The organism is Pseudooceanicola lipolyticus (genome assembly GCF_002786325.1).
In the GTDB taxonomy this organism is placed as follows: domain Bacteria; phylum Pseudomonadota; class Alphaproteobacteria; order Rhodobacterales; family Rhodobacteraceae; genus Pseudooceanicola_C; species Pseudooceanicola_C lipolyticus.
Genome location: NZ_PGTB01000133.1, coordinates 1 through 11,121, shown reverse-complemented (window position 1 = coordinate 11,121; position 11,121 = coordinate 1). Strand labels below are relative to the sequence as shown.

Genomic DNA, 11,121 nt, shown 5'->3' with positions numbered 1-11,121 from the left:
CTGCGGCTTCGGCGCGGTGGCGCTGGCGACGGCGGCTGCGGCCACGGCGGCGGGCATCTGATAGTCGCTCGCGCGCAGGATGATGCCGCTGCCATCGCGGCGGGCGCGTACCTGGCGCGAGATCTCGCGCTCGGCGATGCGGGCCATCATATCGGCATCGGGCTGCGGCGGTTCGGCGCCGAAAAAGCGGTCATCTGCAGCGAGGTCGCGGAAATACTCGGCAATCGCCTTCATGGTCTCGAAGGAATCTTCGAAGCCTTCCAGCGTGCACGAGAAAGTCCCATACGAAACTGTCAGAATTTTATTGTTCTGTACCATCGGATGCTCGTCCTCTGCGTAAGTATTTGACACTGTCTACCATGGCCAGAGCGTCAAAAGCGGCCCGAATCTGTGCAATTGAACGTATCATTTCGTGGCGAGATTGTGATGGGTGTCCAAAAATGCCATTAACTTTGGCATGATAAATACGATAATTCGTTCTGACGCGCCGGTCACGCTGGTTGGCGGCGGTCGCGCCGGGGCGGAGGATCTCCGCGCAGCGCTGGACCTCGCCCCCCGCCTGGTTGCGGCAGATTCAGGCGCCGCGCTGGCGCTGGCGGCGGGGCATCTGCCCGAGGCGGTGATCGGCGATTTCGACTCGATCACCGATGCCGACAAGGCCCGCCTCCCGCCGTATCGCCTGTTTCACATCGCCGAACAGGACAGCACCGATTTCGAAAAGGCGCTCAGCCGGATCGCCGCTCCGCTGGTGCTGGCCGTCGGCTTTCTGGGCGCGCGGGTCGATCACCAGCTTGCCGCGCTGAACGTGCTGGTGCGGCAGGCGGCGCCGCGCTGCATCCTGATCGGCGAATACGAGGTGATCTTTCATCTGCCCGCTTCGGTGCATCTTGACCTGCAGCCCGGCGACGTGGTGTCGCTGTTTCCGCTGGCCCCGGTGACCGGGCGCTCCAGCGGGCTGGAATGGCCTATCGACGGGTTGGAACTGGCGCCGCAGGGGCGTGTCGGTACGTCGAACCGGGCGCTGGGGCCGGTCAGCATCGACACCGACGGTCCCGGCTTGCTGGCGCTGCTGCCGCGTGCGCGGCTGCACCAGGCGATCGACGCGCTTACAGCTTTGCCGGATGCGGCCGTGTCCTAGCCACTTGCGCCGCCGCCAGCGCCAGCCGTCTTTCGCGCAGGATGATGTAAAGGCCGGCGGCCACCGTCACGCAGATGCCGGCAAAGGCCAGCGCATCGGGGAAATCGCGGAACACCAGCCAGCCGATCACGGTGGCAACCGGGATTTCGAGATATTGCATGGGCGCCAGCGTCGCCGAGGGCGCAAATCGCAGCGACCAGGTCATCAGCAGATGCGCGCCGGTGCCCAACAGTCCGATCAGCCCCAGCAGCAGCCATTCAACGCCGCCCGGCGTGGCCAGCGCCGCGGCCGGGTCGCCCAGCAACACCACCGGCAGCAGCACCGCGCTGGCCATCACGCCGCTGACCGCCTGCAGTGCGATCGGGTCGGTCGCCTTGGCGATCTGCCGGGTGGTCAGCATGAACAGCGCAAACACCACCGCCACCGCCAGCGGCCACAGCGCCGGCCAGCCGACCTCGGCAAAGCTGGGCTGGATCACTAGCAAGGTGCCGACAAACCCCACCACGCAGGCGGCCAGCCGGTGCGGCCCGACCGCCTCGGCCAGGACATATTTGCCCAGCAGCAGCATGATGAAAGGCATCACGAAGGCGATGGCGATGGCATCGGCCAATGGCAGATAGGTCAGCGCCGTGAACATCGCGCCGATCCCGGCAATGTGCAGCAGCGTACGCAGCACGACAAATCCCAGAATGCGGCCGTGCATGCGCCATGCGCGCCGTGTGAGCACCACCAGCGGGATCAGCACCACCGCCTGCACCAAGAAGCGCGCCAGCAGCATCAGGTCCAGCGGCACCGACTGGCCCAGCACCTTGGCCATGGCATCGCCCATCGGCGCCAGGCAGCAGAAGCCCAACATGAGGAGAACGCCCAGAGCGGGCCGATCCTGTGACATGGCGGCACGCTAGGGCGGGTTACTGAACATGGCAAGATGGCCTAGCAGTTGGGCACGTTCACCGCCAGGCCGCCCAGCGAGGTTTCCTTGTACTTCTCGCTCATATCGCTGCCGGTCTGGCGCATCGTCTCGATACAGGCATCCAGCGGCACCAGGTGGGTGCCGTCGCCCCTGAGCGCCAGCGAGGCGGCGCTGACCGCCTTGATCGCGCCCAGCCCGTTGCGTTCGATACAGGGCACCTGTACCAGCCCCTTCACCGGATCGCAGGTCATGCCCAGGTGGTGTTCCAGCGCGATCTCGGCGGCATTTTCCACCTGTTCCGGGGTGCCGCCCATCACCGCACACAACCCCGCCGCCGCCATCGCCGAGGCGCTGCCGACCTCGGCCTGGCAACCGGCCTCTGCCCCCGAGATCGAAGCGTTGTACTTGACCAGCCCGCCGATCGCGGCGGCGGTCAGCAGAAACTCTTCGATCCGCGAGGCGCTGGCCCCCGGCACATGATCGAGCCAATAGCGGATCACCGCCGGCACCACCCCGGCGGCGCCGTTGGTGGGGGCGGTCACCACCTGGCCGCCGGCGGCGTTTTCCTCGTTCACCGCCATGGCATAGGTGCTCATCCAGTCGTTGATCGTATGCGGCGGTGTCAGGTTCAGCCCACGTTCGGCCTGCAGCGCGTCGTGAATCGCCTTGGCCCGGCGCCGCACCTTCAGCCCGCCGGGCAGGGTGCCATCGGTGGTCAGGCCGCGGTCGATACAGGCGTTCATCACCTCCCAGATCCGCGCGGTGCCCTTGGCCAGGCCGGCCGCGCCATTGCGCGATACCTCGTTGGCGCGTTTCATCGCCGCGATGGTCTTGCCGTTGGCGCGCGCCATCTCCAGCATCTCGGCGGCGGTCTTGAACGGGTAGGGCACCGGCGGGCCGTCATCGGTGGCCTTGCCGGCGGCCAGCTCTTCTTCGGTCATCACAAAGCCGCCACCGATGGAATAGAACACCTGCCGCAGCGTGACGTCGCCCTGCGCGTCGGTGGCCATCAGGACCATGCCGTTGGCATGGCCGGGCAGGCTGCGGTCATAATCGAAGACCAGGTCGGTGTCGGGATCAAAGCCCAGGTTGCCCAGGCCCTCCGGGCAGACCTGGCGGGTTTCGCGGATACGGGCCAGCGCCGCCTCGGCGGCCTCGGCATCGTAACTGTCCGGCCGGAAACCGGCGAGGCCCAGGATGGTGGCGCGATCGGTGGCATGGCCGACGCCGGTAAAGGCCAGAGATCCGTGCAGCGACGCACGCAGCCCGGCAAAGCGGAAGGGCGAGGCGCGCATCATGTCAAGGAACCGCGCCGCCGCCACCATCGGCCCCATCGTGTGCGACGAGGATGGGCCGACGCCGATCTTGAACATGTCGAAAACGGACAGAAACATTTGTGGCCGGTCCTTTCGGCGGTTGCACGGTGTCCGGCCCGAGAGAGTGCGCCAGGGCGCAACAGGCGGGCGAGTTGCGCCGAAGATAGTGGGGCCCGGACCAACTGTCCGTACCAAAGCGACCAATGGGGTGCAAATTTCGTCGACGAGATTTGCCATCGACCTATCGACAATCCGTCCCCCGCAGGCAGATTGCGGGTGGTAGGCTGAATACGGGCGATTTCGCCCTCGCACCCTGCGGGCAACTTTCCTATAACCCGCGGAACAGGATAACGGAGTCGCTCATGTCCGGAGAATTGTCGCCCATCGACAAGGCCAAGTTCGTCGCCGCCAAGCGCGCCGCCGATTTCGTCGAAGACGGAATGCGCGTGGGGCTGGGCACCGGGTCAACCGCCGCCTGGCTGGTACGCAGCCTGGGCGAAATGGTGCGCGAAGAGGGGCTGAAAATCCGCGGCGTGCCCACCTCGACCCGCACGGCGCAACTGGCGCGCGAGGTCGGGATCGAGGTGATCAGCCTGGACGAGGCCCGCTGGCTGGACCTGACCATCGACGGCGCCGACGAATTCGACGCCGATCTGAACCTGATCAAGGGCGGCGGCGGTGCGCTGCTGCAGGAAAAGATCGTCGCCACCGCCAGCGACCGGATGATCGTGATCGCCGATATCGGCAAACAGGTCGAGACCCTGGGCGCCTTTCCGCTGCCGGTCGAGGTGATCCCGTTCGGCTGGCGCACCACCCAGGCGCTGATCGAGGAGATGCTGATCTCGATGGACGTGCTGGGGCGCAGCACCACGCTGCGGATGAACGGCGACCGGCCCTATGTCACCGACGAGGGCAATCACATTCTGGATCTGCACCTGAAACGCATTGGCAACGGGCGCCAGCTGGCGCTGGTGCTGAACCAGATGCCCGGTGTGGTTGAAAACGGGCTGTTTATTGATATCTGTGACATGGTTGTCGTCGGCTATGGCGACGGCCGCGTTGAAATTCGCGATATCAATGAAGGCACGATCGAACACGACCGGATGGATTTTCTTGAAAGCGACAATCTGTTCTCCGACCTCGCTGACTGACCGCTGACAAGGGATTCCGATATGAGTTTTGACTATGATCTGTTCGTCATCGGGGGCGGATCGGGCGGGGTGCGCGCCGCGCGCGTGGCGGCCAGCGAAGCGAACGCCAAGGTCGCCCTGGCCGAGGAAGACCGCTATGGCGGCACCTGCGTGATCCGCGGCTGCGTGCCGAAGAAACTGATGGTCTTTGCCAGCTCGTTCCGCCGCATGGCGGAAGAAGGCCGCGCCTATGGCTGGGACATGTCCGAAGGGGCGTTCGACTGGCCCGGATTCCGGGGCAAGCTGCATGCCGAATTGGACCGGCTGGAAGGCATCTATCGCAAGCTGCTGGCCAATGCCGGCGTCGAAACCTTCGACGCCCGCGCCACGGTGAAAGATGCCCATACCGTGCGGCTGTCCACGGGCGAGGAGAAGACCGCGAAACATATCCTGGTTGCGGTGGGCGGCCATCCGGTCGTACCCGAATTTCCGGGGGCCGAACTGGCGATCACCTCGAACGACCTGTTCCATCTGGACACGCTGCCGAAGTCCATCCTGATTGTTGGCGGGGGCTATATTGCCTGTGAATTCGCCTGCGTTCTGAACGGTCTGGGCGTCGAGGTGACGCAATATTACCGCGGCGAGCAGATCCTGCGCGGCTTTGACGGCGAGGCGCGCGGCCTGGTCGCCACCGAGATGCAGCAGCAGGGGATCGAGATCTGCACCGGCACCAACGTGCTGGAAATGTCCCGTGACGACTGCGGCGTGCGGGTGAAGGCAACCAATGGCGACGAGCGGGTGTTCGGCAAGGTGCTGTTTGCCACCGGTCGTGACCCCAACACCAAGGGGCTGGGTCTGGAAGAGGTCGGCGTGAAGATCGGCCGGCGCGGCGAGGTCGAGGTCGATGAGTACAGCCAGACCGCGGTGCCGTCGATCTATGCCATCGGCGATGTCACCAACCGGGTGAACCTGACGCCGGTGGCAATCCGCGAGGGCATGGCCTTTGTCGAAACCGTGTTCAAGGCCAACCCGACCCCGGTGGATCACGATCTGATCCCCAGCGCGGTGTTCACCCAGCCCGAAATCGGCACGGTGGGGATGAGCGAGGAGGCGGCCCGCGAAAGCGAGCCGGTGGAGATCTATTCCACCAGCTTCCGGCCGATGCGCAGCTCTTTTGCCGGCAGTCCCGAACGTGTGATGATGAAACTGATCATCAGCCAGGCGACCCGCAAGGTGCTGGGCTGTCATATCGTCGCGCCAGAGGCGGGCGAAATGATCCAGCTGGCCGGGATCGCCGTAAAAATGGGTGCAACCAAGGAAGATTTCGACCGCACGGTGGCGGTGCATCCCACCATGTCGGAAGAGATTGTGACAATGCGGCAGCCCGCGCGCACGGCCTGAATTGCCCGCTGACGCATTCCGGGTATAAAGGGGCGCCGCATCGGCGCGGCTAAGGAAGGAACAACAAATGGCTGGGAACAGCGGTGGCCCCTGGGGGGGCGGAGGCTCTTCCGGAGGAGGAGGCGGCAACCGGGGCAACAATGGCGGTGACCGCAACAATGGCGGCGGCCGCAGGCCCGAAGGCGGTGGCCCGGGCATTCCCGAGATCGACGACCTGGTCAAACGTGGTCAGGAACAGCTGCGCGTGCTGATGGGCGGGCGCGGCGGTGGCGGCGGTCAGGGCGGCGGACCCCGGCGCGGCGGCGGCGGCCCGATCTTCACCCGCGGCACCATCGGTCTGGGCATCCTGGCGGCGATCATCCTGTGGGGGCTCTCCAGCCTGTACACCGTGCGGCCCGAAGAACAATCGGTCGAACTGTTCCTGGGCAAGTTCTCGCAGGTCGGCCAGCCCGGCCTGAACTTTGCCCCCTGGCCGTTGGTTTCCGCCGAGGTGATCCCGGTGACCCGCGAACAAACCGAGGATATCGGCACGGGTTCGCGCGGCACCGATGCCGGGCTGATGCTGACCGGCGACGAGAATGTCGTCGATATCGATTTCCAGGTGGTGTGGAACATTTCCGATCCGGCCAAGTACCTGTTCAACCTGCGCGATCCCAAGCCGACGATCCGCGCGGTGTCGGAATCGGCCATGCGCGAGATCATCGCGCAATCGCAACTGGCGCCGATCCTGAACCGCGATCGTGGCCTGATTGCCGATCAGCTGCACGACCTGATCCAGAGCACGCTGGACGCCTATGACAGCGGGGTGAACATCATCCGGGTGAACTTTGACCGTGCCGACCCGCCGGAACCGGTGATCGACGCCTTCCGCGACGTGCAGGCGGCCGAACAGGAACGCACCCGCACCCGCAACGTGGCCGATGCCTATGCCAACCGGGTGCTGGCCGAGGCCCGCGGTGAAGCGGCGCAGATCGTCGAAGAGGCGGAAGGCTATCGTGCCCGCGTGGTGAACGAGGCCGAAGGTGACGCCAGCCGCTTCTCGGCGGTTCTGGAAGAATACCGCAAGGCGCCCGAAGTCACCCGCAAGCGGCTTTACCTTGAAACCATGGAACAGGTGCTGGGCGACGTGGACAAGATCATCCTGGACGAACAGGGCAGCGCCCAAGGGGTGGTTCCCTATCTGCCGCTGAACGAGCTGCGCCGCGGCCAGTCATCGGGCACAGCCGCCGACGGAGGATCGAACTGATGCGCAAGACGACTTTCATACTTCCCGTCCTGGTGGTCGCCGCAGTGGTGGCGCTGTCGTCGATCTTCATCGTCGATGAACGCGAACGCGCGCTGGTGCTGCAGTTCGGCCGCGTCGTCGCCGTCAAGGAAGAGCCGGGTCTGGCCTTCAAGATCCCGCTGATCCAAGAGGTGGTGCGCTATGATGACCGGATCCTCAGCCGCGATATCGAACCGCTGGAAGTGACGCCGCTGGACGACCGCCGCCTGGTGGTCGACGCCTTCGCGCGCTATCGGATCAATGACGTGACCCGGTTCCGCCAGGCGGTGGGTGTCGGTGGCATCGCCACCGCCGAAACCCGTCTGGATTCGATCCTGCGCGCCGAAACCCGTGAGGTGCTCGGGTCGGTCTCGTCCAACGACATCCTCAGCTCCGACCGTGCCGCGCTGATGCTGCGGATCCGCAATGGCGCTATCGCCGAAGCGCAGGCGCTGGGTGTCGACATCATCGACGTGCGCCTGAAATCCACCGATCTGCCCTCGCAGAACCTGGCGGCCACCTTCGACCGGATGCGCGCCGAACGTGAGCGCGAGGCCACGGACGAGCGGGCGCGCGGTAACGAAGCGGCACAGCGGGTGCGCGCACTGGCGGACCGTACCGTTGTCGAACTGGTTTCCGAAGCACAGAAAGAGGCCGAGATCATCCGCGGTGAGGCCGATGCCCTGCGCAACCAGATCTATGCCGAAGCCTTTGGCAGGGATCAGGATTTCTTCGAATTCTACCGCTCGCTCACGGCCTATTCCCGGGCTCTGAAAGGCAGCAATTCGTCGATGGTCCTGTCGCCGGATTCCGAGTTCTTCAACTACCTGAAATCTCCTGCGGGAGCATCGCAGGCGCCGGCCAATTGATGGCCATTCTATGCCTGGCCCTCGGGCTGGTGCTGATTATCGAGGGGCTGGTCTGGGCACTGGCCCCTTCGCTTGTCGAACGGTTGCTGGAAAGCCTGCGCGCCCTGCCGGAACCGGTGCGGCGCCAGATCGGCGCGCTGGCCATCGTCTCGGGGCTGATCCTGCTGTGGATCGCCAACGCCTTGGCCGGCTAGCTCCGGTCGGCCTGATCAAGCGAAGTCACAGACGCTTGATGGGCTGCAACACTCTTTGCGAGAACCGGCAAAGCGACTACATTGTGCGAGGTATCGAACCGGCCGGACCGCAACGCACGCGCGCCGGGCGGAAAGGTTGACAAACCGACAAACCGGTAAACCGATAAGGAGTATTCCGTTGCAGTCACAGGCAATCACCATTGCACAGGCCACGCCACGCGGCCTTGAATACCAGATGCGGGTGTATTTGATCGGTGCGCTGGCGATGCTGTTCGTTCTGATGCAGGCGCTGGTGGCGCAGGCCCGGCCCGACAGTCTTGCGCCGCTGGCCGAGCAGGTAAGCCCGGCCGTCGTCAATATCACCACCTCGACCATGGTCGAAGGCCGCACCGGGCCGCAGGGCATCGTGCCCGAGGGCTCGCCCTTCGAGGATTTCTTCCGCGATTTCCAGAACCGCAACGACAATGACCGCCGCCCGCGCCGGTCGTCGGCGCTGGGCTCGGGTTTCGTGATTTCCGAAGACGGCTATGTGGTCACCAACAACCACGTGATCGACGGTGCCGACGAGATCACCATCGAGTTCTTCTCGGGCACCGAACTGGCCGCCGAGGTCGTAGGCACCGACCCGAACACCGATATCGCGCTGCTGAAGGTCGAGGCCGATGGCCCGCTGCCCCATGTCAGCTTTGGCGACAGCGACACCGCGCTGGTGGGCGATTGGGTGATGGCCATGGGCAACCCGCTGGGCCAGGGGTTCTCGGTTTCGGTCGGGATCGTCTCGGCGCGCAACCGGGCACTCAGCGGCACCTATGACGATTACATCCAGACCGACGCCGCCATCAACCGCGGCAACTCGGGCGGTCCGCTGTTCAACATGGACGGGCAGGTGATCGGCGTGAACACCGCCATCCTCAGCCCCAATGGCGGTTCGATCGGCATCGGTTTTTCCATGGCCTCCAACGTGGTCAGCCGGGTGGTCGACCAGCTGAAGGAATATGGCGAAACCCGCCGCGGCTGGCTGGGTGTGCGCATCCAGGATGTGACCCCCGACGTGGCCGAGGCGATGGGGCTGGAGAACGCGGCCGGCGCCCTGATCACCGATGTCCCCGAGGGTCCGGCGAAGGAGGCCGGGTTGCTGTCGGGTGACGTAATCCTCAATTTCGACGGTGTCGACGTGGCCGATACCCGTGGGCTGGTCCGGCAGGTGGGCAACACCACCGTGGGCAAATCGGTGCGCGTGGTGGTCTATCGCGATGGCGGCACCCAGACGGTTCTGGTGACGCTGGGCCGCCGCGAGGATGCCGAACGCAGCGTGCCCGCCTCGATGCCCGGCGGCGAAGCCCCCGATGTCGAAGAGAAGGAGATCCTGGGCCTGACCCTGGGGGCGCTGACCGAAGAGCGGCGCAGCGAGATGAACGTGCCCGAAGGCACCGACGGCTTGCTGGTCCTGCGCGTCGACGAAACCTCGGAAGCCTTCGAGAAGGGGCTGCGCATGGGCGACGTCATCACCGAGGCCGGCCAGCAGGAGGTTACCTCGCTGGGCCAGCTTGACGAGCGCATCGCCGAGGCCACCGAGGCCGGGCGCAAGTCGCTGCTGTTGCTGGTGCGCCGCGATGGCGAGGCACGGTTCGTGGCGCTGTCGCTGGACGACGAATAAGCCGCGACCTTTCCGGTCAGGCAAACAAAGAGGGCCATGCGTGTTAGCGCATGGCCCTTACTCTTTAACGGGGGTCACTCGTAAAAGCTGATAAAATCAATAGTACTGGCCCAATGACACGGCCAATGCCGATAGAATGATCGACGCACTCGTTAACATCAAAAATGCTGAAGAAAGCGAACGGCCCTGCCTGGCGCACACAGCGGGGGACGGGACGGTGCCTTTGGCACACCCGGCAGGGCCGTTGGGAACGATCATTCCCGGCGCGTTGCGCCGGCTGCTGTGGTCTGGGGAGGACATATGCATCATGGTTCGTTCCCTTCTCTCAGGGCCGCCAGCTTTGGGGATGGGTTAAGGCGGCCTTGTCTCTGCATATTGCTCGTCATGCTGCGGAAGGTCTGTGAACCACATCACACATGCCCCGGAAATCTGACGGATTCGGGTTAGAGATTTGTTCTCTTCGGGAAAAAATGTGGCCTATTTGGCGGCTGCGTTGCCGGATGTGCGCCGGTCCGCCGTCAGGTCAGGCCCAGACCCATCCGCATCAGGCCCTGGCGCACCGGCGGCAGCGCATGCAGCGCGCCCAGTCCCATGGCGCGCAGATCGCGCAGCGGCTGTGCGCCGGCAATCGAGGCGCGGTTCAACGCATCGATGCCGGTGACCCGCATCCGCACGTCGCGCATCCGTTTGCGGTGATAGCGCTCCAGCATCCCGGCATCGCCCAGATCCTGCGGTGCCGCCTCGGCCAGGTCCAGCAGGCAGGCCAGGTCGGCCAGCGACATGTTCAGCCCCTGCGCGCCGATCGGTGGCATCACATGCGCGGCCTCGGCCATCAGCGCCAGCCGCTCGCCGGCCATTTGCTCGGCATGCTGGCTGATGATCGGCCAGACCGTGCGGCGCGAGGCCAGCGCAAGCGGGCCCAGCACGCCGCAGGAACGTTCGGTCATTTCCGCCTCGAAGGCGGGCGCGTCCAGCTGCGCCCGCTCCAGCACCTTTCGCCCGTGATCCAGCCAGACCACCGCCGAGGACGGGCGGCCCTGGTAATCGGGCAGCGGCACCAGGGTGAAGGGGCCGCCGCTGCGGTGAATCTCGGTCGAGACATTGTCATGCGGCACCGAATGCGTCACCGCGAAGGCCAGCGCCTTTTGCCCATAGGTCATGCGGCGCACGCCGATCCCCGCCGCCGCGCGCATCGGGCTGTCGCGCCCGTCGGCCGCCACCACCAGCCGGGCGCGCAGG

10 protein-coding genes and 1 pseudogene are annotated in these 11,121 nt (G+C 65.3%); 7 read left to right on the top strand and 4 right to left on the bottom strand.

Annotated features, from left to right (window positions below; translation table 11 throughout):
• Window positions 1-318 (bottom strand): annotated as a pseudogene (locus CVM52_RS20115) (chemotaxis protein CheA); the annotation flags it as partial.
• 139 nt (window positions 319-457) lie between these two features.
• Here CVM52_RS20115 and CVM52_RS20110 point away from each other — a divergent pair.
• Window positions 458-1,138, top strand: coding sequence for a thiamine diphosphokinase (locus tag CVM52_RS20110; RefSeq protein WP_100164209.1), 681 nt, complete (start codon window positions 458-460; stop codon window positions 1,136-1,138).
• Here CVM52_RS20110 and CVM52_RS20105 read toward each other — a convergent pair.
• The gene (locus CVM52_RS20105; protein ID WP_100164208.1) at window positions 1,107-2,030 is read right to left on the bottom strand and encodes a DMT family transporter; all 924 of its coding nucleotides are present in this window, start codon (window positions 2,028-2,030) and stop codon (window positions 1,107-1,109) included. The genes CVM52_RS20110 and CVM52_RS20105 overlap by 32 nt on opposite strands.
• 41 nt (window positions 2,031-2,071) lie before the next feature.
• Window positions 2,072-3,445: an L-serine ammonia-lyase gene (locus CVM52_RS20100; protein ID WP_100164207.1), complete on the bottom strand. Its 1,374-nt coding sequence runs from the start codon at window positions 3,443-3,445 to the stop codon at window positions 2,072-2,074.
• A 284-nt stretch (window positions 3,446-3,729) separates the two neighbouring features.
• Here CVM52_RS20100 and rpiA point away from each other — a divergent pair, with 284 nt between their 5' ends.
• The 6 genes from rpiA to CVM52_RS20070 all read left to right on the top strand — a co-directional run bounded on the left by rpiA (window position 3,730) and on the right by CVM52_RS20070 (window position 9,882).
• Window positions 3,730-4,518: a ribose-5-phosphate isomerase RpiA gene (rpiA, locus tag CVM52_RS20095; RefSeq protein WP_100164206.1), complete on the top strand. Its 789-nt coding sequence runs from the start codon at window positions 3,730-3,732 to the stop codon at window positions 4,516-4,518.
• 21 nt (window positions 4,519-4,539) lie between these two features.
• Complete coding sequence (gene gor / locus CVM52_RS20090; RefSeq protein ID WP_100164205.1) at window positions 4,540-5,898, top strand: glutathione-disulfide reductase; 1,359 nt, start codon at window positions 4,540-4,542, stop codon at window positions 5,896-5,898.
• A 67-nt stretch (window positions 5,899-5,965) separates the two neighbouring features.
• A complete protein-coding gene (gene hflK, locus CVM52_RS20085) occupies window positions 5,966-7,144 on the top strand; it encodes an FtsH protease activity modulator HflK (protein ID WP_100164204.1) in 1,179 nt (392 codons plus the stop codon).
• Complete coding sequence (hflC, locus tag CVM52_RS20080; protein WP_100164203.1) at window positions 7,144-8,031, top strand: protease modulator HflC; 888 nt, start codon at window positions 7,144-7,146, stop codon at window positions 8,029-8,031. Before hflK ends, hflC begins: the two co-directional genes overlap by 1 nt.
• Entirely contained in the window at window positions 8,031-8,225 is a 195-nt protein-coding gene (locus CVM52_RS20075) for a DUF2065 domain-containing protein (protein ID WP_100164202.1), read from the top strand. Before hflC ends, CVM52_RS20075 begins: the two co-directional genes overlap by 1 nt.
• A gap of 235 nt (window positions 8,226-8,460) precedes the next feature.
• The gene (locus CVM52_RS20070) at window positions 8,461-9,882 is read left to right on the top strand and encodes a Do family serine endopeptidase (RefSeq protein WP_100164210.1); all 1,422 of its coding nucleotides are present in this window, start codon (window positions 8,461-8,463) and stop codon (window positions 9,880-9,882) included.
• Between the two features lie 518 nt (window positions 9,883-10,400).
• Here CVM52_RS20070 and CVM52_RS20065 read toward each other — a convergent pair.
• On the bottom strand, window positions 10,401-11,121 hold a 721-nt coding region (locus tag CVM52_RS20065), incomplete at its 5' end, for an FAD-dependent monooxygenase (RefSeq protein ID WP_205964997.1).

What these genes read in the sequence shown, in the direction of transcription:
- CVM52_RS20105 (WP_100164208.1), bottom strand. Translation starts at nt 2,030, where the DNA reads ATGTCACAGGATCGGCCCGCTCTGGGCGTTCTCCTCATGTTGGGCTTC.
- CVM52_RS20075 (WP_100164202.1), top strand. Translation starts at nt 8,031, where the DNA reads ATGGCCATTCTATGCCTGGCCCTCGGGCTGGTGCTGATTATCGAGGGG.
- CVM52_RS20100 (WP_100164207.1), bottom strand. Translation starts at nt 3,445, where the DNA reads ATGTTTCTGTCCGTTTTCGACATGTTCAAGATCGGCGTCGGCCCATCC.
- hflK (WP_100164204.1), top strand. Translation starts at nt 5,966, where the DNA reads ATGGCTGGGAACAGCGGTGGCCCCTGGGGGGGCGGAGGCTCTTCCGGA.
- hflC (WP_100164203.1), top strand. Translation starts at nt 7,144, where the DNA reads ATGCGCAAGACGACTTTCATACTTCCCGTCCTGGTGGTCGCCGCAGTG.
- CVM52_RS20070 (WP_100164210.1), top strand. Translation starts at nt 8,461, where the DNA reads ATGCGGGTGTATTTGATCGGTGCGCTGGCGATGCTGTTCGTTCTGATG.
- CVM52_RS20110 (WP_100164209.1), top strand. Translation starts at nt 458, where the DNA reads ATGATAAATACGATAATTCGTTCTGACGCGCCGGTCACGCTGGTTGGC.
- gor (WP_100164205.1), top strand. Translation starts at nt 4,540, where the DNA reads ATGAGTTTTGACTATGATCTGTTCGTCATCGGGGGCGGATCGGGCGGG.
- rpiA (WP_100164206.1), top strand. Translation starts at nt 3,730, where the DNA reads ATGTCCGGAGAATTGTCGCCCATCGACAAGGCCAAGTTCGTCGCCGCC.